Raw genomic sequence first — 23198 nt, 5'->3', positions numbered from 1 at the left:
CGGGCCGGCGTCAGCGCCTCCGCAGGCCGTAGTAGCCGGCGCCGGCGAGGAGAAGCACCGCGGCCGCGATGCCCAGGGGCAGGGCCAGCTTCTCGGCGCCGGATTTGTCGTCCGCCTTCGACGCCGCCGATTGACCGGCGATGTCGGCGTCGTCCGCGCCGGGGGACCGGCCGGGGTGGGCACCGCTCGCCGCGGCGTCGCCCTTGCCGGTTCCGGCCGCGTCGGGCGTACCGTCGAAGTCGAAGACGAGCCGGGGTTCGTCGCGCGGTGTGCCGTCGATCGCCACGGTCAGGTCGACCGGGACCACCGTGCCCAGGGCGTCGGCGGGCAGCGAGCCGAGGCCGAGCGCGATGTAGTACGTGCCGGGCTCGGTGAACCCGGCGTTCTTGGTGCTCGTGTCGCCGGGTTTGGCGATCTCCCAGGTGTCGCACACCTTTTCGACCCGTCCGGTGCGCGATCCGATGAGTTCGATCGCACCGCGGTCGGCGGAGCAGCCGACGCTGTCGCGCTGGGGGTTGAACAGCAGGACGCCGAGCCCGGAGTTGGGCGAGTACGGCAGGTCCGCCGGGACCTGCGCGCCGCCCTTGACGGTCAGCCGCTGCCCGGCCTTGAGGTCGACGCGCCAGATGGGCCACTCGCCGACCGCGATGCTCTGCCGGTGCGTTCCGGCGCCGATCGGGGTGGCGCTGTTGAACGAGAAGCCGCCGGTCGCGTCGGCCCCGGTCCTCGGGGGCGGTGCCGCCGGGGACCGGCCCGCGCTCTTGGCGGGGTCCGCGTCCGCGAGGCCGATCTGGAGCTCGAACGGGAAGCGCTTCTCCTTTGGATCGGTGACGTGGTTCGCGATCATCACGCAGCCCTCGTCTCCGGGCACCGCGTCCGGTGTCGCGCCCGGGCGGGGCGCCTCGGTCCGGCCGCCCACGGACAGCACGTTCGCCCATCCGGTGCTCTGGCTGAAGGCGCGCATCCAGCCGCGCGGGTCGCCGGTCGGGGTCATGGGCCCCGCGACGACCTCGATGTTCGAGTGCTGGATCGACGGTGTGAGGGCGACGGTGGCGCTCACCTGGAGGATCTGGCCGGGCGTCTTCTTGACCCGGTAGTACTGCTTGCCGCCGGTGGTGACGGCGTCCAGGTACTGGCCCGGGCCGATCAGCGGTGCTTCCGCGCAGTTCGTCGTCGACGCCGTCACGGGGGTCCCGGTGGCGTTGTACGTGGTCCAGGCGCGGCGGAACAGCGTGCTCAGGTTGGCGGTGAGCGCGTCGGCGTCGGCGGCGTCCGCGTACTCGCCGCCGCTCACCTGGGCTATGCACTTGAGTTGGTCGCGGGCGGCGCCGGTGGTCTTGAAGCCGACGACGTCGACGGCGAGGTCGATGCCCTGGGCCTTGAGTTCGCGGGCGACGTCGCAGGGCGGCGGGGGAGCGCAGGTGTCCTCGCCGTCAGACACGAGCACGATGCGGCGCTTGCCGTCGGTGCCGACGTCCTTGGCAGCCTCCCGCAGGGACACCCCGATGGGCGTGAAGCCGACCGCGTCCATGCCGGCGACGCGCTGCTTGGCGGCCGTGCGGGCCGCGGCGTCCATGAGTGCGACAGGGAAGAGCTGCTGGGTGTCCGCGCAGCCGAGCGCCTTGTCCTCGCCTGGGTAGGTGGCCCCGTAGACGCGCAGTCCGAGGGCGGCGTCCGAGGGTGCCGTGTCGATGATGCGGCCGACCGCCTGCTTGGCGGCGGCGAGGCGGGTCTGGCCGCCCGCGTCGTTCTCCTTCATCGACCCGGACAGGTCCAGGACGAGTTCCATCTTCGGGGGCGGGCCGCCTTCCCCGGCTGCGGGTGCGGCGCGGGTCGTGGGTGCGGCGTGCGCGGTGGCGGCGGGCAGGAGGCTCCCGAGGACGAGGGCCGGGAGTACGAGCACCGCGGCGCGCGTGCGTCGGTTTCGGATGTTCAAGGGGATCCGCTTTCCTCGCGTGGTGGCGGATCTTGATCGTAGGAAGGATCGGCGCGTTTGAGGCGGGTCGGGGTCCCTCGCGAAACCCTCGACGGATCCCCGTCGTTCAACCGAGGAGGTCGCGGAAGTGCGTGCTCGGGCCGGCGTCGGGGGTACGCGTGCCGGTTGCGGCGGGTGGGGTGGCGGTGCTCCGGTTCGTCGGCGCCGCGGACGGTCGCGGTGCCCAGACAGGTGCGGCTGTCGGCACGTGCGGGACGAGCGACGGCAGCGTGAACGGCCCGTCGGGTTCGTCGCGTTCGGGGGTGCGGCGGCACGTGCTGGTGATCCAGACCGCGACGTGCGTCTGCGGGCGCACGGTGAAGACGGAGAACGCGAAACCGCCGCGGACGTCCGCGACCCCCTTCAGCTCCCACTGGCCGACCGCGTCCGGGCGCAGCGCACTCGTGTCGGGGTTGCGGTAGCTGCGGATGCGGAACCGGTTGCGCCGTACGAAGGCGTGCATGCCTGCGAACGCGCCGTGCTGGTCGTCGCCGAGGGCACGGAACCCGCCAAGGACGAGCAGGCGGTAGTAGCCCGCGGCGCGTTGCCGCGGGTCCATGTCGCCGCCGCACGGCCCCGGCAGGATGTCGAGGGTGCCGTCCGACTCCTCGGCTCCCGACGCCAGCACGAACATGCGCAGCAACTGGTAGCCGTCTTCGCGGGTGCGGGCGAGGGTGGCGGTCGGAACGCGGTCGGGGAGGGGCGCGCCCACTTACGGGATCCCGCCCATCATGATGTCGGCCTGACTCCGGATGCTCGTGTCGCCCTCGTACTCCGAGCGCATGTCCCAGTAGCTGAAGTGGCCGCCGTCGTTGGTGGGGAAGCGGTGTGCGCCGAAGTCGTCGTCACTGGGCAGGCGTCCGTGCAGGAAGCCGGCCGCGGGCGCCTCCCAGTCGTCCGGGGCGATGCCCACCCAGACGCGGTCGGGGTCGAAGCCGAGTTCGCTCGCGTGGTCCACGTGCACGCCGGGGCTTCCCACGAACACGAGTTCGTCGGCCTGGAGTCCGTCCCCTTCGCGGGCCGCGTACGCCACGACCGACGTGCCGTAGCTGTGCCCGCCGACGGTCAGGTGCTGGTGCGGGGGGCCGGTGGCCCGGGTGCCGTCGACGAAGCGGTCGAGTCGTCCGGCCCCGTCCTGGGCCCGGCCGGTGCCCGCGCCCGAGGCGAACGACCACGCGGTGAGCGAGAGTTCGGGGGCGTCGTAGTCGAGCCACACGACGACCGCGGCGTCGCCCGGCAGGCCCGGGGTGATGCGGTCGGCGACGCGTTGGAGGTTGGTGGCCCGTTCGACCTGCTCGCCGAGCTTGCCCGCGACCGTGGTGTTGGCGCCGGGCACGGTGATCGCGGTGTTCTTCGCGGTGTCCGGGTTGCCGACGGAGACCACGACCTCGCCGTCGCGGGTCCGGCTGCCGAACTTCAGGAGCATCAGCCGCTCTTCGGGGCGGCGCTCGGTGTTCCCGGCCATCACCTGGTCGATCTTCCTGAGGTTCTCCCACTCCTTGAGTTCCGCGGCGGTGGCCGTGCCGCCGGTGACGAGCGGACCGAGGTCGGCGAGCCGGGAGTTCAGCGCGGCCCGGTTCGCCAGGTCGCGTACGGTGGCCGGCACGCCGTCCATCGCGCCGACCTCGTGCGGGTGGTCGACGAGGAACGCCTGCCGCTCGGCATCGGTCAACTGCGCCCACCACGCGGCGGTCTGACGCGGCGTCATGCTGCCGAACACCGCCTCCAGGTCCCGCTCCGCGTGCCGCAGCGCGGCCTCGTCGCCGCGCGCGATGTCACCGGCGGACAGCTTGACGAGCAGCGCCGCGTGCAGCGCGTCGGCCGCGGCGGCGTCGTTGAGGATGGCCTGAACGCGTTGGGCGTAGCCGTCGAGCAGGGCTTGTACGGCGGACAGTTCGAGGTCGTCGCGCGCGGCGGTCGGGGGGCGGGCCTCGGAGACGGTGAAGCCGGTGCCGTTGCCGACCACGGCCACGCCGTCCGTCACCGCGGCGTGCAGCACGGCGAAGAGGCGGTACTGGCAGTCGCTCAACGCGTCGACGGCGAAGTCGAGTTCGGCGGCGACCGCGCGGGCTTCGAGGGCCGCGACGCGGATGCGCCGCAGGGCGTCCTCCAGTTCGGGGTTGGCGAGGCCCGAGGCGTCGCCCTTCCATCCGGCGTGTTCAGTTGCGCCGCAGACGCCCAGATTGAAGTCGCGTACCACGACGTCGAGTTGGTTCATGGTGCGGCCCCAGGTGTCGGCTTGCGACCGGAGCGAGTCGAACCGGGCGTCCTTGAGAGCGTCGTACGTGACCATCCGCGTATCCCCCCCGCGCGTCACCCCACCAAGTGCGTCAGCGCAGGTTCCCGGCGTTGCGTGCCTCGGCTTCCAAATATGCGTTCGTCGTGGCGCGGATCTTCGTGGCGCACTGCCGTGCGGCTTCGGAGACCAGGAACAGTTCACGGGACCACGAGTCGGCCAGGACCCCGGCCTGCGCGGCCGTTTGGAACCCCGCGAGGCCCGCGGGGGCGCCTTGCGCGAGCCCGGCACCCAGAGCGAGCAGACTGTCGGCGCACCCGTCGGCCCGCGAAGCCGCGGGCAGCAGCAGCGACGACTCGACCGTGTACTTTCCCGCCCTCGCGGGATCGATCCCCGGTAGGTACCGCGGGTCCGTCGGGTACGGATTCAGACCGGGACTGGGCGACGGCACGACCCCGGGCACCCCCGGCCGTCCCGGCACGGCACCCGTGGGCGCCACCCCGGTCGGCTCCGGCCCCGGCGTCCCGGGCTCGGGCAAGGAAGGCGGCTGATCGGCCATGACAAGTCCCCCGACTCATGTCCCCACTGGCGATACCGACCGTCACTTTACTGACGGATCGCCCCAGGTGACAGTGACGCCCCCGCGAACAACCCCTTCCGGACACCGACTCCCGATGCGCCCGGACAGGGCCGTGGCCCCTTCGCGAGGGGCGAAGGGGCCACGGTGCGGGTGCCGGGCGTGTCAGGAACCGACGTAGCCCGGGCGGTAGGTGGAGTCGACGCCGTCGGCGGCCGCGGCGCGGGCCTCGGGCGGGTTGCCGGGGTTGCCGGGGGAGGTGCCGTTGACCGCTCGGGTGCTGTTGGCGAACGTCCCCATGGCGTAGGCGATCACGTCGGAGTTGAGGTCGAGCGCCGTCGTGCTGATGTTGGCGGCGGTGTCGCACGCCGCGTGGTAGCACGGGTCGAACGCGGCCCCGGCCGTCCCGCCGTACTTCGCGGCCTGTTCCGGCGTCTTGACGCCCTCGGCGCCGGTGAAGGTGCCGCCGGACGGGATGCCCACCGCGATGAACGGGCCGTAGTCGGACCGGCCGTCGAAGTCCGTGCCCTCGTGGGCCGAACCCTTCTTGTCCAGGTAGCCGTTGATGAACGCCTCGATCTCGGCGGAGCCGGTCGGGCCCGCGGGCGCGCCCACGCCGTCCGAGTTGTCCCCGTCGTACACGAACTCGGCGTAGTTCGGCGAGCCGATCATGTCGAAGTTGAGGTAGAGCGCGAACTTGCGCTGCTCCTCCGGGGTCAACTGGGCCACGTAGTGCTCGGAGCCGAGCAGTCCGAACTCCTCGGCCGACCAGAACGCGAACCGCACCTTGTTGGCCGGGTGGTGCTCGTACCGGGCGAGCTGGATCGCGGTCTCCAGGAGCCCTGCGCTGCCGGAGCCGTTGTCGTTGATACCCGGCCCCTCGGACACGGAGTCGAGGTGCGCCCCGGCCATCACGACGTTGTCCGGGTCGCCCCGCCGCGAGTCGGCGATGACGTTGGTGGTGGTGCGCTGCTCGCGGAACTCCCGCAGTTCGAGGGTGACGGTGACCGGTCCGGCCGCCACCTGCGCGGCGAGCGCCTCGCCGTCCGCCTGCGTGACGCCGCCGGTCGGCACGAGGCCCGCGGCCGGGTCGCCGAGCGTGCCGTTGAGCGCCCCGGGGGTGTTGTTGTAGACGATCACGCCGACCGCTCCCGCGCCCGCCGCCTGCTGCTGCTTCTGCGCGAACGAGCAGCCGCCGCGCCGGACCAGCGCGACCTTGCCGGTGTAGGTGCCCGTCGCGTAGTCCTCCGGTTCGCAGCCCGGCGTCGCGTCCGCGCCGGTCGGGACCGCGGCGACCTGGGCGGTGATGCCGCCGACCGGGGTCGAGGGCGAGTACGACATCACCGTGATCGGCACGTCGGCGGGGGCGGGCGACACGACCTTGAGGCTTTCCGCGAGGGTCTCGGTGTACGTGAACTCGAACTCCTGTGCGGTGACCCGGTATCCGGCCCGCCGCAGCTTGTCGGCGACGTAGTCCGCCGACCTGGCGTGGCCGCTCGCCCCGGCGACACGCGTGCCGTCGTTGCGGTCCGCGATCTTCTGGAACGCTTCGAGGTGCTCGGCGACGTTGTCGGCCGTGACCTTCCTGGCGATCTTCTCGCCGAGTTTCGCGTCGTGGTGCGGGTGGGCCTCGGCCGGGGTGGCGGCGAGGCCCACGAGCGCGATGCCCGCCAGGCCGGCGGTGAGGGCCCGGCCGAGGTGACGCTGCGTCATACAGGTCCTTTCCAGGGCAAACCGGGCGCGACGGCGCACGTGTCTCCCCTGGGATGGCGGGGAGGTGGTGCGCGGCGCGCGGGACGTTCCGCGGAACGTACCGCCGGTAGCACCCGACAGACCAGACGCGACCGGCGGAATTTGCCAACATTCACGAGGACGGTCCTGCGCCGCGCGCCGCGGGCTACCTGAGGACGAAATCCCGGAAGTCGCCGGACACGGCCATGAGCACGGCGAAACCCAGCAGGGGGGTGAGGATCAGAGCGATCAGTATCCCTATGCCGTAGTCCGTCAGCCGCAAACGCCAACTGTCCCAGTTCTCGTCGGGAGGCGGCTCGGAGCCCGCCGCGCCGCTCGATCCCGCGCCGGATGATCCGGCGCCGGCTGATCCCGCGCCGCTCGATCCCGCGCCGGCCGGTCTCGCGCCCGCGTCGCCGTCGTGCCCGTCACCGGGCGAGCCCCCGTCCGCGCTCCGGCGCGCGTCGCCCGGCGCGCCGTCGCCGCCGTGCGCGCCCTTGCCGGAACCGTGCTGTCCCACCGCGTGCCCCACCCTTCCCCGTTCCGTCCCCCGTGGGTGGCGAGTCTACTTTTTGCCCACCCGGTCCCACCGCAGGATTCCGTCGGCGTACGCGCCGTCGAGCCCGGTCAGCGCGCCCTCGCGCTGCACCGCGTAGACCGAGATCTCCGCGTACAGCCACCAGGGCGGGTCCGCGGCGAGTTCGGCGAGCAGCGTGCGGTACGCGGCGGCCTTCGCCTCCGGCGTGCGCGCGCCGCGTATCGTCGTCCACGCGGTGTCGACGGTGTCGTTGCGGTACGCCAGGTAGTTCCCGCTGTACCCGCCGCGGGTGATCGCGAACAGCCACGTGTCCAGGTCCGAGCCGGACTCGTACCCCCACACCGCCTGGAACTGACGGCCGCTCAGAACCTCGCCGAAGCGCGCCGCGTCGGCCAGCTCGTACGTCATCGTCACGTTACGGAAGCCCGCGAGCTGCTTCTTGACCGCCTCCAGCGCCGCCTGCTCGCCCTGCCCCGCGGTGACCTTGAACACGACCGGCTTCCCGGCCGCCGCCAGTTCGTCGAAGAGCTCCTGCGCCTTCGCGGCGTCCGCCCGGTGCCGGGTCGCCACGTCGCTGAGCGGGGAGTCGGAGGGCACGATGCTCTCCGCCGCCTTCGCACCGGTGCCCGCCTCCTTCGCGATGGCCTCCGGGTCGAGGGCGAGCGACACCGCCTGGCGGGCCTTCGGGTTGTCGAACGGCGCGGTGGCCGAGTTGAAGCCCAGCATCACGCCGCCCGCGTTGACCGCGGGCACGAGTTCCAGACCGGCCGAACGCGCCTGCTGGAGATCGTGGTTGGCGCTCTGGAAGTTGACGTCGGCGCGCCCGTCGATGACCGGCGCGATCGGCTGCTGCGTGTCGACCTTGAACACCAGCGAGTCGAGCACCGGCCGGTCCGGCCCCTGCCAGTAGTCCGGGTTGCGCACGAAGACCTGCTTGTCGCCGGGCGTCCAGCTCTCCAGCATGAACGGCCCCGCGCCCACCGGCTTCTTGCCGAACCCCTCGGGGTCGGCGCGCATTGCGGCCGGGGAGCCGACGTAGGCGAGTTCGTCGGCGACGAGGTGGTCGTATGTCAAGTCCGGCACCGGCAGCGTGATGTCCAGCCGCGTCGGGCTCACCACGCGCATCGTCGCGCCGCGGATGGCGTTGGAGTGCATCGCGTTGGACGCCTGGGCGTGGCGCTCCCAGTTGAACTTGACCGCCTCGGCGTCCAGCGGTGTGCCGTCGGTGAACCTGACGTCCGGACGCAGCTCCAGGCTCCAGGTGAAGCCGTCGGGCGTGGAGGTCAGCGACTTCGCGAGGTGCGGCTCCACCTTGCCGGTGCTCTGCCGGAAGACCACGAGCGGGTCGTAGAGGGCGGACATGCGCTGGCCGTCCGCGTACGCCTCGTACGTCGTGCCCACCGGGTCGAGCGTGCGCGAGTCGGCGTTGATCGAGACGGTGGCCGTGCCGCCCTTGCGACCGCCGCCCTGCGGGTTCTGCGCGACCGAGGTCGGGTTGGACGGCGGGTCGGTGGTCTTGGCACTGGGGCTGCCGCCGCCGATGAGCTGCGCCGTGCCGATGCCGATCCCGGCGAGGACGGCCATCGTGGTGAGGACGACCACGGCCAGCCAGGTACGGCGGCCGCCGGGCATGCGGTCGAGGCGCGAGGTGCGCGGGGGCGTGCCGGGTTGGTGCGGGAAGGGCAAGGAGGAGGGGCCGTACGGCGTTTGCCAGGGGGTATGCGGGGGCGTGCTGCCGTGCGGGGTGTTCCCGTGGGGCGTGCTGCCGTGCGGCGGGGAGTGCGGGGACGGCGGCGGGGTTGAGGGGGGCGGTGGTGCGCCGAGGTGGGACGGGTGGGGGCTCGGCTGTGAGTGCGACAGCGGCTGGTGCGGCTGCGGGTACGCGCCGGGCGGGGTCGACGGCGTGGCGGGGGGAGGTGGGACGGGTGCGTCGTAGGTCGTCGGGACGGGGCCCGAGCCGTGGGTCGGTCCGATGCCGGATCCCATGCCGGACCCCAAGCCGGAACTGTGTCCCGGAGCCGTGCCCGAGCCGACGCCGGGGCCTGAACCGATGCCGGGGCCTGAGCCGATGCCCGAGCCGATGCCCGATCCGTGCCCCGGGCTTGGGGACACCGCGGAGTTGGAACCGGTGGTCGGGTCGTCGTTCGGGTCGCCCGACGGGCCGTGGCCCGTCCCCGGTCCCGAGCCGGACGGCGGCTTGGCCGCGCCCGGGTGGGCGGAACGTCCGGCGCTCACCGAGAACGAGGGCGCCCCGGGGCCGCCCGTTCCCGCCGCACCCGCTCCTGCCGCGCCCGCAGCTGCGGCGCCCGGTCCGGACGCGCCACCCGCCGCCGACTGACGGGCCAACTGCTGCGCGTGCTCACGGCGTTCCGAGATGGACGCGAGTACGCCGTCCGGCAGCCAGTCCTCGGTCGTGTCGCTCGTGAGCATGCGGACGAGGTCGGTCGGCTGCGGGCGCGAGGCGGGGTCCTTGGCGAGGCAGTCCGCCACGATGTCGCGCAGTTGCGCCGGCAGCCCGGTCAGGTCCGGCTCGGTGTGCACGACGCGGTACAGCATCGCCTGCGCCGAGCCGCCCCCGAAGGGCGCCAGCCCGGCGGCCGAGCACAGCACCGCACCGAGCGCGAAGACGTCCGCCGCCGGGGTGATGCGTTCCGACATCAGTTGCTCGGGCGAGAGGAAGCCCACCGAGCCGACCATGTAGCCGGTCTGCGTGACGGTCGCGCCCTCCAGGGCACGCGCGATGCCGAAGTCGATGACGCGCGGCCCGTCCTCGGCGATGAGGATGTTCGACGGCTTGAGGTCGCGGTGGATCAGACCGCAGGCGTGGATCGCCTCCAGGGCCTCGGCCAGCCCCGCGCCCAGGACCCGCAGGGCGTGTACGGGGAAGGCGCCGTGCCCGCGTACCGCCTCCTCCAGCGACGGACCGGGGATGTACTCGGTGACCATCCAGGCGGGAGTGGCGGCGGCGTCGGCGGCCACGACGGCCGCGGTGTGGAAGGCGCTCACGCGGCGGGAAGCGTCGACTTCGCGCCGGAAGCGCGCGCGGAAGTCGGAGTCCACCGACAGTTCCGCGCGTACCACCTTGATCGCGACGAGTCGGCCGCTCGCCGAGCGGCCGAGGAACACTTCGCCCATGCCGCCCGCACCGAGGCGGGCCACCACGCGGTAGCCGCCGACGTCCCCAGGGTCGCCCGGGCGCAATGCCTGGATCACGAGTCCGCCCCCTCCAAGCCCGGGAGTCGACGCTACCGCAGGTCGGGCGTGCAGGTGAGGGGGACTTCCCCGGGTTTGGCTCCGTGGGTGCTGAACGGCGCCGGGCGCACGGGGTGACCGGTGCCGATCGGTACCGCCGGGCGGCGATCGGTGTGGACCGGGGTTGGCCGGTGCCGGTGCCGGTCGGCGGCCGATGGTGCCGGACGATGCCGGTCGGTGCCGGGGAGCGAGCTGTCTGCATGCCGACTGTTTCGCCGACCGTTTTGTGTGGTCCGTCATTCTCCTACGTCGCCGTGCCTGCTTTGTCCCGCCTACTTCTCCTACTTGGCCGCGACCGTGATCGACGGGCCGCTGCCGTTGGTCGCTGCCGTACAGACGAGGCGGCCACCGGACCAGACCTGGTCCATACCGCCCCCGACGACCCCGCTCGGCGGCTGGGGGAGCACGGCGACTGTGGCCGCGCCGCCGTTCGACCTGTCCCAGCGGTGGACTTCCACCGGGTCCGTCTCGCCGAACCCGCCGGTGACGGCGTAGACGAAGTCCCGGTCGCCCCCGGCCAGGCTGACGTAGGCGAAGTCGAGCGTGTCCCTGGGCACGTCCACCTGCCACTTGAGCGTGCCGGTCGTCGCATCGATCGCGACGACGGATTCGCGGGAGTTCTGGCTGTCTTCCGTCGTGCCGTACAGCACGCCGTCGTCGACCGCCAGGGCGAACGTCGGTTCTCGGTCGGCCTCGCCCCACCCGCGTTCGTCGACGTCCAGCTCACCCCAGGGGCCGGTGGAGGGCAGGCGGTTGCTGATCTTGCCCGACAGGTCGACGGTGACGATTGCGTTGGATGCGTGGTAGGAATCGTCGAGGGATTCTGCCAAAAACACCTGGGGATTGACGGAGATCGGCCACAGGTTCGGTCGTGGGCCGATGGGAAGGTCGTTGGACCAGACCGCATCGCCGGTCGCGGCGTTGAACCGTGCTCCCGCGATGGTGCCGTTCAGGACGGCCCGCACGACAGCCAGGACGTCTGAGCCGTCGGCGAGGACGGCGCTCACCGTCGGTGCATATGCGCCGACCTTGGGCGAGGTCTTTGTCCACAGCTCCGCGCCGTCGGCTCTGGACCTGGCCGAGACGGACGAGAGCACGCCGAGGACGAGCGCGTTGTCGCTGAATGTCATGGGGACGTTGTTCAGACCGACCTCCGCGAAACTCTCCTTTTCCGTGTCGTATTGGGACGGGACGCTGAACGTGACGGTCCACCGGAGTTTTCCGGTGGCGAGGTCGACGAGGGCGAGTTTGTTGCAGTCCTTCTCGTTCTCGGACCACGCGACACCTCCGACGCCCTCGTCCGTCCCGGGTGTCATGCCGCAGACGAGCGCTCCGGGCGGGAGTTCCACGGGGCTGTCGGCGCCGGTGGCCAGGTCGTAGCGGATCAGGCCGGCCTTGTCGGTGCCCCGGTAGACGTGGGTGGCCGTGATCCAGCGTCCGAAGCTGGTGGGGGCAGCGCCGCGTTCCTTGGTGCTGGGCATGGACCATGCGACGGAGAGCGTCGACGGGGTGCCCGGCTGGTCGGCGCTACCGGATGGGACGGACGGCTCGTTCGCCGCCGGCGGGGCCTGGCCCGAGCCGCGGTCGGCGGGCTCCGAGGCGCCTGGGGGATTCTTGGCGTCGGGCCCCTTGCCGTCGTCCCCGCTGTCGATCACCAGGACCAGGACGGTGGTGACGATGGCGGCGAACGCGACGAGCACGCCGGTGATCGCCAGCAGGAGACGTCGGTTGCCGCGGGGTGCATCGGGAATTGGCGGCCCACCTGGCCTCGGCGGTCCCACCGGTGCCGCCCACAGCGTGCGGTCGGCGGGTGGGCCCGGCGCGGGCCCCTGCCCTGCTGCCTGCGGGATCGTGTGATGGTACGGCTGCCAGGGCCCCGTCGCCGGTGGCGGCCCCCCGCCGGGCGGCGGCTCGGCGGGGGGCGGTCCCAGGGGTGGCGGTCCCAGGGGTGGCGGTCCCGAGGGGGGATGCGCCGCTTGGTCGTTCGGTAGCGAATTCTCGGTCACTTCTGCCCCGTTCGGTGACTGCTGAGCCGCGGGCCCGGACCCGGACGGGGTCGGAGGCGACGCGAGCGGTCAGACTATTGAGGCGATAGCCGGAACTCGGAGAAGAATGCCGGAAATACCAGGGTTCATAGATTTATGCCCGTACGGATTCCGGACAATATCCCCTGCCCGGATGGGCGCAACCTGCATAGTGCGCGACTGCCCCTCACGGGGGCGCGGGGCCGCCACCTCGGCGGGTGCGGTGGCGGACGATAAGCGCGAGGACGGCAACTGCCGTGAGGGCACCCGCCGCCGTACCGACGACGCCCCAGACCGTGCCCGGGTCCCCTCCCTTGTTTGACGGCATCGCCTGCCGCTCCGGGGTGGGGGTTGTCGGGCTTGCTGTGGCGGTGGACGAAGTAGCTTTTGCAGAAGGGAAGTTGGCCGGTGAGTCCGGCACAGGCGCGGCTGTGGGCGGTGCGGGTGGCGGATCTCCCCGTACGCCGAGCAGTGGGTTCACATCGGCGGGGCCCGGCGGAGCGTTCGACTGAAGTGCGCGCCTGGGGCTGACGATCCCGAACCCGACGTCGTCATTGGGGATTTGCTCGTTCGGCGCGGTCGACGTGTTGGTGACCAGGCGTCGGATGACCTGGTTCGCCGTCCAGTCCGGGTGTGCGGACCACACGAGCGCGGCCACGCCCGAGACGAGTGCGGCGGCGCTGGACGAGCCGGTTCCCAGGCAGTACTTGGTGGCGGCCGTACACGCCGCGGGGATGTCGACGCCGGGTGCGCCCAGCGAGATCCAGTATCCGGTGTTGCCGTCGCGCCAACTGCGGCCGTCCGTGCCGACGGCGCTGACACCGAGCACTCCGGGCAGTGCGGCGGGGTAGACGACGCCGGGGCCGTTGTCCGCGACGTTGCCGCCGCTGGCCACGACGAGCTTGCCGCGGCCGAGGGCGTACGCGACGGCCTCCGTCTGCGCCGGGTTCCGCCCCACGCCACCGTTCGAGATGTTGACGATCCGCGCCCGGGAGTCGGCGGCCGCGCGGATGGCCGCGGCGGCCTTGTCCGTCTCGAACACCCCAGCGGCGGACATGTCGGGGATTCGGAAGGACAGCACCTTGGCGTCCGGTGCGACCCCATGCACGCCTTGCCCGCCGCCGGTCGCTCCGGTTCCCACGATGAGCGAGGCTATTTGCGTACCGTGGCCGCTCACATCGCCCAAGCCGAGCGGCGATTCGGCGATCTGCCCCGCCAAGTCGCTGTGGGACGCGTCCACTCCGCTGTCGACCACGGCGACGGTGACGCCCGCGCCGCGCGAGATTCGCCACGCCTCGTCGATCTTCCACGAGTCCAGGTACCACTGCGCGGCTCGTACCGAATCCGCGTGCGCGTGGGGTGATTCGGCCAGACCGAGACCCGCGTGCAACGACACGGCCGCGATCGCGCACACGAACAGCCGCCGCCCGGTGGGCGAGACGGGACCGGCCATGGGCATGCGGTCCTTTCGAGGGACGGTTCGCGAGCTGGACCTCAAACACCGCAAGTTCGTACGCGGCATGGCATCGCCGCGGAACCGGTCGCTCAGCCCACGACCGGCGGAACGGGCGGCTTGTCCGCCGCCGAACTCTCCTCGTCCTCATCGCCGTACTCGACCCGGCTGTCGCCCCGTCGCCGACGCTCGTCGGAAGGCACGGCCGCCGGACCGAAGCCGCGCGTCGGCCCACGGCCCGAGGGGCCGCCATCTGTCGCCGATACCTGCGTTCGCCCACCCGTCGCGCTGCGAATTCCGGAACCTCCCGGCGAGAAGGGCCTGTTGCCCACCGCGCGGGAGCCGGTTCCGGTCGCACCGACCGGTCCGCGCGGCCCCGTTGCCGGGTGCGCGGGTACACCTCCGTGCACGGGCCCGGTACGCGTCCCGCCGCGCGGCGCGGCCGAACCGGGGACAATCTGCCCGCCCGTGATCCCGGGCGCGCCGGGACGACCGTACGGCCGTGGGCTGGTGGTGCCGCCAACGGCCGTCGGGGTACCGGGTATTCGACCGGGCACACCATGCGATACCGGCTTGCCGCCGAACGTCCCCGTGGCGCCGGTGGTGGTCATCGGCCGAACCGCGGACGCGCCGGGCGGCCCGGAGTTGCGTCCAGCCGTTCCCGTCCCGGGGCGCGGACTGACGCCAGTGCCGGACGACGCCTTGCCGGGACTTCCGGACACCGGGCTTGGTACTCCGACAATCGGGGCCACGGGGGCCGTGCCGCTCGTACCACCGGTGCCCGCAGCCGTCACCGGGGGTGACGTGGGCGGCCCCGCCGTTGGGTGAGCCAACGTCGCCGCCCCGGCCAACGCGACGTCCGTCGTCGGCGGCGCGAAGCCGCCCGGAGCGGCACCGGGAACCTGCATGCCCGTGATCGGCGGTACGGGCGCCGTAACTTGACTTCCCGGAACGACGACCGCGCCATCCTTCCTGGGTGTGTCCCCGGACACCACACCGTCCATACCCCACGCCACCGGCGGCGCGGCATCATCGCCCGACCCCGAAGGTCCGTCGCCGGGACCGTCGATCGGATGCCACGTCACGTGCTCGACGCCGTACAGGTTCGGGGCCTGGGGGAACACCGGCGGGGCCAGCGCATCCATCCGTTCGGCCGCCGACTCGTACCCCATCGCCAACTTCCGCATCTGCGAGACCGCTTCGATGCGCTGGTACTCGATATTGGCCTTCGCGCGGTCGAGATCGGAGGCCAACGTGCCGGCCTCCGCCGGGCTGATGGTGGCGACGGCGGCGACCGCCCCCGGGTTCTTCGCGAAACCGTGGACGAGTTCGAGGTCTTCGGTGGGAACGGGTGGCAGCTTGGTCGATCCGATGCTCACCGCGACATCCAGCAGCGTCGCCCCGACGTCCCCTGAGTAGTTGGCCAAGTGGTGTGTGGTTACCACGAGTTGGTCAGCCCAGACGCGGAACCGTTCGGCCGCGTCGCCGTCCCAGTCGAGGTTGTGGATGCCGGACGCCAACTCCTCGGCGGCCTGCGTCAGCATGTGGCTCGCCGTACCGAGCTTGAGACTCGCCTCAAAAGCGTGCGTCGGCGACGCGGCGCCGAACATCTGGAGAAGTTGTTCGTGCGTGAATCCCATGAAGTTCGTCTGGCCGCTGGGTGCGTCGCTCACGATGCCCATGCCGGCCTCACCTGCCCCCGGTTTGTCCTGCCCTCTCGCACGTACCGTTCACTGCCTGTGCCGTACGCCCTGCTCAGTCGATGCCGCGCGCAGGCTGCCCACCACTCGATGCCGAACTGCTGTGCCCTGCCGGTGTCTGCTGCTGCCGACTCAACGCGAGCGCCCGGGCCATTTCTGCTCGATTGGAGACATCGGCCTCGGCCGTCTTGCTCCCCGCCATCCGCAGCGACAGCGCCATGACCTCGATCTGCGCACGCAACTGACCAGCCAGGACCTCAAGTTGGACGATGACGCGACCCATCGTGCGCTGCACAAAGTCGGATTCGGCAAACCCGGTGCCGTAGCCCCCGGGAGCCATCGGCTCACCGGCGGGCTTGCCCCCGACCGGACCCCGCATCAGCTGGTCGAGTACGCCCAGCACACGCTTCTCGAACGCGTCGAGTTGTTCGAGGCTGACCCGCATCTGCCCGGCGCTCAGGCCCGACAAGCCGTTGAACCCCGTACCGCCCACGTCGTCGTTGATCACCCGGAGCCAGCCTCCCCCCGTGGAAGCACGATCCCGATTCAGATGCGAGGAGTGTAGCCAGACACCGGTTCGCTGTGCGCCTGGAAACCGCTGAGAAAGTCCGCCCAGACCCCGCCCCCGAAGGACAGCCGGGGCCCGTCCGGCCGCTTCGAGTCCCGAGCAACCACCCCCAGCTCGGCAGCACATGCCACCTCAACACAAGCATTGTCGGCGTTGCCGGAGTAACTGGACTTGATCCACACCATCAAAGGCCCCTCGCTCGTGCCAACAGCAGTTTCGATGTTGCGCCGGGATCCAGAGCCACACTGCTGGCCTGGTCGAACAGCGCGGCGCACTGAGTCACTTCCCGATCGAATCGCGTCGCAAGCGTGCCCTTGATGGACTCGATGAACAACTGATCATGATCGCGTTCGCCCGGGAACTGCATGATCTGGAAGGCCGAAACGAGCACTCCGCGGCTCCCGGCCGCAAAAGGCACCACTTGCAGGGTCACGTTCGGCGCACCGGACACGCTCACCAGGTGCTGCAACTGGTCCCGCATGACGGCCCGTCCGCCGGTCTCGACGCAGAGGGCCCCTTCCCACAGGAGCACATGCAAGTTGAGCTTGGGGGTGTCGATGAGGCGTCGCTGGCGGCGCAGCCGCACCTCGACGGTGGCCTCCATCTGCTCGGCACTCAGATGCCGCACGCTGGCGGCATTCACCGCCCGCGCGTAGTCGCGAGTTTGAAGCAATCCGGGAATGGCCGTGAGTTCGTAGTCCAGGATCGAGCGCGCCGCGTTTTCCATCGCGAGGAACACGAACTGGCTTGGGGTGAGCACATCTTCGTAGCGCACCCACCACTCCCGAACCTGGTCCTCGCCCAGCAGCGCGCGCAGATCCTCGCACAGCTCCGGATCGATTCGGTACAGAGCCAGCAGCCGCTCCAGTTCTCCCGGCTTGATCCCCGCCTGGCCCGTCTCCTGGCGGCTTACCTTGGAACTCGCATAGCCCACCCGGTCCGCCACGTCGCGCAGGGTGAGCCCAGCGTCCTTGCGGTGTCGCTGTAACTCGGACCCGAGGCGCTTCAACCGGAAGCGAGCGGTCTTCGTCGTACGCACGAATCCTCCAGCAACTTCTCGACGACAGTTGCGTGTTGCGTCATTGCCGAGCATCGTCAACAGCAGACTGAAGGCACTCTCCGTGCGTCGTCAACCACTTTCCGTAACTGACGGAGAATCACATGATCCTCACCCAGGCACGGCGCCCCACGTTCCTGCACCGCGCCGAACTCAGCCCGGCCTCCGTTCCCGCACTCCGCAGGATCCTCCGCAGCCACCTCGAACTCTGGTCTCTCGCCGACCTGTCCGACGCCGCCGCGCTCTGCCTCACCGAACTCCTCGGCAACGTCCTGCGGCACTGCCCGCACGACCCATGGGCGACCGTACGCATTCACCCCACAGAACACGGCCTCCGCATCGAGGTGTTCGACTCCGATCCCCGTCTTCCCGCCCCGCGATCGGCCCCCGACCCCCTGTCCGAGTCCGGTCGCGGCCTCGCCCTCGTAGCCGCTCACGCCACCCGCCACGGCCACACGCGCACAGCTCACGGCAAATGCGCCTGGGTCGAACTCACCTCAACCGACTGACTGCGAATCAGCCTTTGGGGGAAACGGTGGTGGTCGGGGATGACTTTAGTGCGTCGGAGTCGCCGAATCTCATGTCGGATGGGGCCCACAGCAAGACCGCGAAGGCTGCGACGACGAGAGCGCCACCGAGTGAGAACGCCAGCCGTCGGTGGGCGGTTCGGCGGGTCTGGAACAGTACGGCGAAGGCGGACAGGGCCATGGCCACGACGCCGCTGGTGGCCAGAACCGCCGGCAGGCTGCCGCCCAGTGAGCCTCCGTCGCGGTTGCCGGCGAAGGCGGTGATGAGGGCGATCACCGCCGCCAGGAGGCCGAGGATCTGCACCGAGTCGCGCCGTGACGCCTCCAACGCCGTCGCCATCCGCGACTCGACCTCCGCCGCGTGCCGGTCGAGGCGCGTCTCCAACTTCTCCCGGATCTGGCCGACTTGCCGAAGCGACGCGATCAACAGGAGCTGTTGGTCGTAGCGGGCGAGCCGGGCGTGGAAGGCGGCGGTGTTCTCACCGTCCGCCTTCCGGTCGACGCGCTTGGCCTCGGTGGCGAGTTGCACTGCCTGGGCGTAGTTCGCGCACGTCGGGAGGCAGAGGAACTGGGCCTCGGCGCTCAGCGCCTCCGCACGCAACTGCGGTGTCATCCAACGTGAGTCGGCGTCGCGCTTCGCGAGGAAGTCCGCCCGTACGTCGTGCATGACACGGTCCGCCGCACCGTCGCCGCCGCCGTGCACCGAAATGTGGTTGAGCAGCGCGAGCCCGACGGTGCGGCGCAGGCGCGTGAAGCCGGTCAGGCGCGGGAAGCGCCGGGCCATGGCCGAGGCATCGACGTACGCGGTCTCAAGCTCCTCGAACGGCACGTGGACCTCGTTCGCCCGTAACAACGCCGCGAAGGCGCGCCGGGTGGTCTCACCACCGCACGCCTCCAACGGATGCGACACACCCGTCCGCTGCTCCACGGCATCGAGCAACGCGTACTGCTCGCCGACCAGACCATTGCGCCGGAAGACCTGCCACGCGACGTAGAACGCGACGATCCGCACTGTGGAGTCCGAGAGTTGGCCGTGCCCGGTAGGCACCGCGTCGATGACCACCCCCGAGTTGCGAAGCCCGGCGCAGAATCCGCTAGTTCGGGGTCGGCATCGCTATCGGGGCGGCGTGCCGTCTGCTCGACCGACACACGGGGGAACCACATGACCAGCGGACGACCACCGCAATGCCTGGCGGCGTACCGCCGCAGTCGCGCGCTGGAGGACGTCGCGCGCACGTTCGCCGCGCTGGCCCTCGACCTGACCCACATCAACGGGCAGACCATCGTCGTCGACGGTGGCCAGGATGGGCAACACCTTCCCCGACGCGTCATCGTCGTCGCCGGGTATCGCCCCACCCGCGACTCCGATGAGGTGCAGCAGCCGGTAGCGAGCCGCCGCGTCCGCGATGGCCCTGACGACGGCGACTTCATCGGTGACGTCCACCACGTACGGAACGACACCTTCAAAAAGCTCCGGGGTGGGGTCTGCCTTGTCGAGGCCGATAACCGCCCACCCACGGCGGACGAATTCCCGGGCCGTCGCAGATCCGATCATGCCTGCCCGTAACAACCACAGCACGCGGCTTTTGCTCCTCGGAGGCCTCCTCCACAAGGAAATCCCAAGGGTGAGCGTCCGGGCGTCAGCTGTGTCCGGAGGTGGGCGTGTCTACGTTCTGTCTTGACGAGGCGGCAACGGAGCCCTCGCTAGGAGGAGGCGACGTCGGTGTCAGCGTAGGGGCCGGGTACGGTATCGGGCCTGGCGCAGCTCACACGTGGACGATCACCCTCGTGCCGGGATGGCTGCCCTGGCACCGAGAGATGGTGCGTAGTTGTTCACCGAGTGTTCGGCGGACCAGCACACGCCGGCAGTCAAAGGAACCACGCATGATCCTCGCGGGTGAGCCGATATCGCCGGCCGACGCACCCTGGTATTTCATCCCTCTGATGTGGGTGGGCCTTGTGTGCTACCTGGTCATAATCCGCGCACTCACTGCCGATCGCGTGCGCTCCGGAGAAACGAGCAAGGACGACGGCGAGGTCATGCTGCGGGTGCAGTACGTCTTCATCGCAGTGTTCGCAGTGCTATTTCTGATGGTGACCATCGGTGCCATCGTCGGATGAACAATCATTCGGCATCAGTGAACGCGACGGCACGCAGTCTCCAGATCCTCCCTCATGCGCGCACGTTGCAGCGGCGCGGTCGCTCGTCCGGATGCGAATGATTACGACCGCTTCACGACCGATCCGCCGTGCCGAGGACGGTGACGGGCCGATCTCCATCGCGAACGCCTGTGGGTGAGGTGTCCGAGTGTCGGCGTTGTTCGGGGGCGGGGCGTGTCTACGTTTTTGGGATGGGGACCGATCCGTTTGAGCTGGTGTTGCCGTTGGGGTTGGGGCTGCCGGGGGAGGGGCCGTTGTGGTTGGCGGAGGTGGTGCGGCGGCAGGGCGGGGTTGCGACGGTTCGGCAGTTGCGGCGGGGTGGGGTGCGGGACGCGGAGCGGTTGCGGAGGGTTCGGTCGGGGGAGTGGCGCCGGGTGACGTCGGCTGTCGTGGTCCTGGGCGAGGGGGTGCCGAGTCGCGGGCAGGTGGCCATGGCCGCGGTTCTGCATACGGGGGGACGGGCGGTGGTGACGGGGCTGACGGCCTTGGAGTTGGCGGCCACGCCGAATGTCCGGTACTCGCCTGACGTGCACGTACTGGTGTCGCGGGAGTGCGGCGTACGGTCGGCGGGGCGCTTCCTGTACGAGCGGACCGGGCGGCTCCCCGAGGCGTTGCCGCTGCGGATTCCGCCGACGGCGCCGTACGCGCGGGCGGTTGTGGACGCGTGCAAGCGTCTCCCGGACGACGCACGCGCACGGGCCACCGCGCGGGCCACGGCGCTGGCCGCGGTGCAGCACCGGCTGTGCGGAGTAGGGGAGTTACGGCGCGAGGCGGCGTACCTGAGGGGACGCGCGGCGGCCCGCATGGGGGCGATCGTCGATGAAGTTGAGTCGGGCGTACGGTCGTTGCCCGAGGCGGACTTCCGTGTTCTGGTGCAGACCTCTGGGCTTCCCGAACCGCTTTGGAACGCGCGGGTGTTCCGCGCTGACGGACAATTCCTGTGCGCACCCGATGCGCTCTGGGAGGACGAAGGCGTCGTCGTGGAGGTGGACTCCGTCGCTTACCACGGCTCCGAGGCCCAGCGCATCGACACGTTCGAGCGCGCGGAGCGAATGCGCGCGGCAGGACTGACAGTTGTCTCGGTCCTGCCGCGCCAGGTTCGTGATGAAGGGGCGGCGGTGGTCCAGTTGGTGCGTAACCTGTTGTACGCGGTCCGGCAACGGCCGCTGGCGCACCTTGGCCTGTCGGTCCGAAAAGCCGTGTAGGCAGACGCAGTTGGCCTGAGCGCGCAAGTGCTCAGGCTTCTGTGTACGTGATGAGCTCGACCGCCGGAGCGCCGACCACCTGTACCAGGGGTGCACCGGGGACGCGTACATGGACGTAGCCGCCTTCGATGGCGAAATCTCCGTCGGCGGTGCCGGTTGCGGCCCCGTTTGAGTCGCGGAACGTGTAGCCGGGGCGGAGCCGGATCGTGCCCGTCCGCCACATCGGGCTCATGCCGCCACCTCCGGGAAGTCCAACTCGGGCTGTGCCAGGTGGTTGAAGTAGTTGGACAGCGTGTTGAGCGCGATGTGGGCGGTGATTTCCGCGAGTTCGGCGTCGGTGACCGCCGCGGAGCGGGCGGTGGCGAGCGTCTCGTCGGTCACACGGCCGCGCGTGCGCACGAGTTCGCGGGTGATACGCAGGATCGCGTCCGTGTGCGGATCGTCGTCCGCGGCTTCGCGCGTCTTGGCGAGTTGGGCGTCGGTGAGGCCCATCTTGCTGCCCCTCAGGGTGTGCGCGCTGACGCAGTACGTGCAGGTGTTCTCCTGCGCGATGAGCAGCGCAAGTTGCTCGCGGACGCGTGCCCGCAACACACCGCGGGTGAGGGCGTCGCGCAGGGCGAGGTAGCCCTCCAGGGCCGCGGGGCCGTTGGCGAGTGTGGCGTAGAGGTTGGGTACGCGGCCGAGTTGCCGCTGCGTCTTGTCGAGGAGGCCGTGGGGGTCGTCGTCGACGGTCGGGATGCGTGGCATGTCGATGCCTCCAGGTTGAGACGGCGAACGGATCGGACAGTAAACGGTACCGATCGGTTCCGTTCTGTCGTCAGCAGACGGTACTGATCGATACCGTTTTCGGTCAAGACCGATTAGCCTCGCTTCCATGCCGGTGAAAGCACGCGAACGACTGCTCGTGACCGCCGAGGACCTCTTCTACGCGGAGGGGATCCGGGCCGTCGGAGTGGAGCGCATCCTCAGCGAGTCCGGGGTCGGGCGGGCGTCCTTCTACCGCCACTTCCCGGGCAAGGACGACCTGGTCGTCGCCGTTCTGCAAGGCCGCGACCTGCGATGGCGGTCCTGGCTCGCGGAACGGGTCGCGGCGCACGGGGGCGGACCGCTCGCGGTGTTCGACGCGCTGGCGGAGCGGTTCGCCGCCGCCGATTTCCGCGGGTGCGCGTTCATCAACACGATGGTCGAGTCCGCCGACCCGGACAGCGCGGCCCATCGGGTGGCGGCCGAGCACAAGGCGGCGGTGACGGATTACGTACGCGAACTCCTGGCCGACGACGGCGCGGCCGACCCGGACGCGCTCGCCGGCAGCTTCGTGCTGCTCATGGACGGGGCGATCGTGACCGCCCTGCGTGAACGGACGATCGAGCCGGCGGCCCGGGCACGCGAGGTGGCGGAGGCGCTGCTCGGAGCACGATGACGGACGACGACCGGGTTCCGCCGGTCTGATGGCAACTCAGTAGCTGTGCCTCCCCCGAGGCACAGGCACAGGCACAGGTACGGGCCCGGGCCGAGGTACAAGCCCGGGCCGAGGTACAAGCCCGGGCCGAGGTACAAGCACAGTCCCAGGTACAGGCCCGGGCCGAGGTGCAGGCACAGGCCCAGGACCCAGGGCCCAGGCACCAGTACCAAGCTCCGCGAGCGCTCAGGACTCCAAGAGCCGCGTGCGCAGCGCTTCGATGTGCGTGGTGGACACGCCCATGCCCTCGCGCACGTAAGCCTCCACCGAGCCGTACTCACGCTCCGCCGCGCCGAAGGCCGTGTCGAGGTACTCGCGCCGGACCGCGAACATCGGCCGCAGGTGCTCCGGGTCGAAGCCGCGCTCGGCGATGCCCTTGAGGATCTCGGCGTTCTTGGCCCGCAGGTGGTTCGCGCTGTCCAGGTAGTCCTCGTAGATCGCCTCGCGCGGGACGCCCAGCAGGGTCAGCAGCACGGCCGACGTCCAGCCGGTGCGGTCCTTGCCCTGCGAGCAGTGGTAGACGACACCGCTCTCGACCTCCGCCATCCGGGTGAACACCTTGCGGTACGCCGTCCGGGCCAGGTCCGTCGTCACGAACCGCCGGTACACCTCGCTCATCAGCTCGACCCCGGCGTTGCCGCCCAGCACCTCGCCGGCCCGCTTCGGGTCCGCGAAGATGTCGCCGAACAGCTCGTTGTTGCCGTGGCCCATGACGTCCGCTATCAGCAGCTCGGTG

Annotated in this window: 22 protein-coding genes; 5 read left to right on the top strand and 17 right to left on the bottom strand. The window is 70.8% G+C overall.

The genetic code is table 11. The features are described 5' to 3' along the window. Nucleotides 1–10 precede the first annotated feature (10 nt). From ACRX5S_RS13360 to ACRX5S_RS13300, 13 genes are all read right to left on the bottom strand, one after another. Entirely contained in the window at nt 11–1936 is a 1926-nt protein-coding gene (locus tag ACRX5S_RS13360; RefSeq protein WP_436773102.1) for a VWA domain-containing protein, read from the bottom strand. Nucleotides 1937–2042: 106 nt separating this feature from the next. Next, nucleotides 2043–2687 carry a hypothetical protein gene (locus tag ACRX5S_RS13355; RefSeq protein WP_436773101.1) on the bottom strand — a complete coding sequence of 215 codons (645 nt, stop codon included), beginning with the start codon at nt 2685–2687 and terminating at the stop codon, nt 2043–2045. Continuing rightward, nucleotides 2688–4268 carry an alpha/beta hydrolase gene (locus ACRX5S_RS13350; RefSeq protein WP_436773100.1) on the bottom strand — a complete coding sequence of 527 codons (1581 nt, stop codon included), beginning with the start codon at nt 4266–4268 and terminating at the stop codon, nt 2688–2690. Between the two features lie 37 nt (nt 4269–4305). Then, nucleotides 4306–4770, bottom strand: coding sequence for a hypothetical protein (locus ACRX5S_RS13345; protein ID WP_436773099.1), 465 nt, complete (start codon nt 4768–4770; stop codon nt 4306–4308). 183 nt (nt 4771–4953) lie between these two features. After that, nucleotides 4954–6501: a M28 family metallopeptidase gene (locus ACRX5S_RS13340; protein WP_436773098.1), complete on the bottom strand. Its 1548-nt coding sequence runs from the start codon at nt 6499–6501 to the stop codon at nt 4954–4956. Nucleotides 6502–6685: 184 nt separating this feature from the next. Then, nucleotides 6686–7039 carry a hypothetical protein gene (locus ACRX5S_RS13335; RefSeq protein ID WP_436773097.1) on the bottom strand — a complete coding sequence of 118 codons (354 nt, stop codon included), beginning with the start codon at nt 7037–7039 and terminating at the stop codon, nt 6686–6688. 45 nt (nt 7040–7084) lie between these two features. Continuing rightward, nucleotides 7085–10270 carry an ABC transporter substrate-binding protein gene (locus ACRX5S_RS13330; RefSeq protein ID WP_436773096.1) on the bottom strand — a complete coding sequence of 1062 codons (3186 nt, stop codon included), beginning with the start codon at nt 10268–10270 and terminating at the stop codon, nt 7085–7087. A 320-nt stretch (nt 10271–10590) separates the two neighbouring features. Further along, a complete protein-coding gene (locus ACRX5S_RS13325) occupies nt 10591–12009 on the bottom strand; it encodes an outer membrane protein assembly factor BamB family protein (RefSeq protein WP_436773095.1) in 1419 nt (472 codons plus the stop codon). Between the two features lie 511 nt (nt 12010–12520). Further along, the gene (locus ACRX5S_RS13320) at nt 12521–13786 is read right to left on the bottom strand and encodes a S8 family serine peptidase (RefSeq protein ID WP_436773094.1); all 1266 of its coding nucleotides are present in this window, start codon (nt 13784–13786) and stop codon (nt 12521–12523) included. A gap of 92 nt (nt 13787–13878) precedes the next feature. Further along, entirely contained in the window at nt 13879–15468 is a 1590-nt protein-coding gene (locus ACRX5S_RS13315; RefSeq protein WP_436773093.1) for a hypothetical protein, read from the bottom strand. 73 nt (nt 15469–15541) lie between these two features. Next, nucleotides 15542–15994 (bottom strand): hypothetical protein, encoded by a 453-nt coding sequence (locus tag ACRX5S_RS13310; protein ID WP_436773092.1) that lies wholly within the window; start codon nt 15992–15994, stop codon nt 15542–15544. 38 nt (nt 15995–16032) lie between these two features. Further along, nucleotides 16033–16239, bottom strand: a complete 207-nt coding sequence (locus tag ACRX5S_RS13305; protein ID WP_436773091.1) for a DUF397 domain-containing protein — start codon at nt 16237–16239, stop codon at nt 16033–16035. Further along, nucleotides 16239–17093, bottom strand: a complete 855-nt coding sequence (locus tag ACRX5S_RS13300) for a helix-turn-helix domain-containing protein (protein ID WP_436773090.1) — start codon at nt 17091–17093, stop codon at nt 16239–16241. Before ACRX5S_RS13300 ends, ACRX5S_RS13305 begins: the two co-directional genes overlap by 1 nt. Before the next feature lie 122 nt (nt 17094–17215). Between ACRX5S_RS13300 and ACRX5S_RS13295 the strand changes: the two genes are divergently transcribed. Continuing rightward, nucleotides 17216–17620 carry an ATP-binding protein gene (locus ACRX5S_RS13295; protein ID WP_436773089.1) on the top strand — a complete coding sequence of 135 codons (405 nt, stop codon included), beginning with the start codon at nt 17216–17218 and terminating at the stop codon, nt 17618–17620. 7 nt (nt 17621–17627) lie between these two features. Here ACRX5S_RS13295 and ACRX5S_RS13290 read toward each other — a convergent pair whose 3' ends face one another. Beyond that, nucleotides 17628–18686 carry a hypothetical protein gene (locus ACRX5S_RS13290; protein WP_436773088.1) on the bottom strand — a complete coding sequence of 353 codons (1059 nt, stop codon included), beginning with the start codon at nt 18684–18686 and terminating at the stop codon, nt 17628–17630. A 114-nt stretch (nt 18687–18800) separates the two neighbouring features. Between ACRX5S_RS13290 and ACRX5S_RS13285 the strand changes: the two genes are divergently transcribed. From ACRX5S_RS13285 to ACRX5S_RS13275, 3 genes are all read left to right on the top strand, one after another. Then, complete coding sequence (locus ACRX5S_RS13285) at nt 18801–19205, top strand: hypothetical protein (RefSeq protein WP_436773087.1); 405 nt, start codon at nt 18801–18803, stop codon at nt 19203–19205. Between the two features lie 317 nt (nt 19206–19522). After that, on the top strand, nt 19523–19759 hold the full coding sequence (locus ACRX5S_RS13280; RefSeq protein ID WP_436773086.1) for a hypothetical protein: 237 nt from the start codon (nt 19523–19525) through the stop codon (nt 19757–19759). A gap of 413 nt (nt 19760–20172) precedes the next feature. Then, nucleotides 20173–21003, top strand: a complete 831-nt coding sequence (locus tag ACRX5S_RS13275; RefSeq protein ID WP_436773085.1) for a hypothetical protein — start codon at nt 20173–20175, stop codon at nt 21001–21003. 31 nt (nt 21004–21034) lie between these two features. Here ACRX5S_RS13275 and ACRX5S_RS13270 read toward each other — a convergent pair whose 3' ends face one another. After that, the gene (locus ACRX5S_RS13270; RefSeq protein ID WP_436773084.1) at nt 21035–21235 is read right to left on the bottom strand and encodes a hypothetical protein; all 201 of its coding nucleotides are present in this window, start codon (nt 21233–21235) and stop codon (nt 21035–21037) included. After that, nucleotides 21232–21750, bottom strand: coding sequence for a carboxymuconolactone decarboxylase family protein (locus ACRX5S_RS13265; protein WP_436773083.1), 519 nt, complete (start codon nt 21748–21750; stop codon nt 21232–21234). The genes ACRX5S_RS13270 and ACRX5S_RS13265 overlap by 4 nt, the downstream gene beginning before the upstream one ends. Before the next feature lie 127 nt (nt 21751–21877). Here ACRX5S_RS13265 and ACRX5S_RS13260 point away from each other — a divergent pair, with 127 nt between their 5' ends. Beyond that, nucleotides 21878–22423: a TetR/AcrR family transcriptional regulator gene (locus ACRX5S_RS13260; RefSeq protein ID WP_436773082.1), complete on the top strand. Its 546-nt coding sequence runs from the start codon at nt 21878–21880 to the stop codon at nt 22421–22423. A gap of 225 nt (nt 22424–22648) precedes the next feature. Here ACRX5S_RS13260 and ACRX5S_RS13255 read toward each other — a convergent pair. After that, nucleotides 22649–23198 (bottom strand): tyrosine-protein phosphatase (locus ACRX5S_RS13255; protein WP_436773081.1); only part of this gene is annotated, 550 nt, incomplete at its 5' end.

Origin of the sequence: Yinghuangia sp. YIM S09857 (assembly GCF_051388915.1) — a bacterium.
Taxonomy (GTDB): Bacteria; Actinomycetota; Actinomycetes; order Streptomycetales; family Streptomycetaceae; genus Yinghuangia.
The sequence above is the reverse complement of the archived record's forward strand: the minus strand, read 5'-3'. Positions and strand labels throughout refer to the sequence as shown.

What these genes read in the sequence shown, in the direction of transcription:
- ACRX5S_RS13295 (WP_436773089.1), top strand. Translation starts at nt 17,216, where the DNA reads ATGATCCTCACCCAGGCACGGCGCCCCACGTTCCTGCACCGCGCCGAA.
- ACRX5S_RS13350 (WP_436773100.1), bottom strand. Translation starts at nt 4,268, where the DNA reads ATGGTCACGTACGACGCTCTCAAGGACGCCCGGTTCGACTCGCTCCGG.
- ACRX5S_RS13265 (WP_436773083.1), bottom strand. Translation starts at nt 21,750, where the DNA reads ATGCCACGCATCCCGACCGTCGACGACGACCCCCACGGCCTCCTCGAC.
- ACRX5S_RS13345 (WP_436773099.1), bottom strand. Translation starts at nt 4,770, where the DNA reads ATGGCCGATCAGCCGCCTTCCTTGCCCGAGCCCGGGACGCCGGGGCCG.
- ACRX5S_RS13270 (WP_436773084.1), bottom strand. Translation starts at nt 21,235, where the DNA reads ATGAGCCCGATGTGGCGGACGGGCACGATCCGGCTCCGCCCCGGCTAC.
- ACRX5S_RS13340 (WP_436773098.1), bottom strand. Translation starts at nt 6,501, where the DNA reads ATGACGCAGCGTCACCTCGGCCGGGCCCTCACCGCCGGCCTGGCGGGC.
- ACRX5S_RS13260 (WP_436773082.1), top strand. Translation starts at nt 21,878, where the DNA reads ATGCCGGTGAAAGCACGCGAACGACTGCTCGTGACCGCCGAGGACCTC.
- ACRX5S_RS13320 (WP_436773094.1), bottom strand. Translation starts at nt 13,786, where the DNA reads ATGGCCGGTCCCGTCTCGCCCACCGGGCGGCGGCTGTTCGTGTGCGCG.
- ACRX5S_RS13305 (WP_436773091.1), bottom strand. Translation starts at nt 16,239, where the DNA reads ATGGTGTGGATCAAGTCCAGTTACTCCGGCAACGCCGACAATGCTTGT.
- ACRX5S_RS13280 (WP_436773086.1), top strand. Translation starts at nt 19,523, where the DNA reads ATGATCCTCGCGGGTGAGCCGATATCGCCGGCCGACGCACCCTGGTAT.
- ACRX5S_RS13315 (WP_436773093.1), bottom strand. Translation starts at nt 15,468, where the DNA reads ATGGGCATCGTGAGCGACGCACCCAGCGGCCAGACGAACTTCATGGGA.
- ACRX5S_RS13285 (WP_436773087.1), top strand. Translation starts at nt 18,801, where the DNA reads ATGACCAGCGGACGACCACCGCAATGCCTGGCGGCGTACCGCCGCAGT.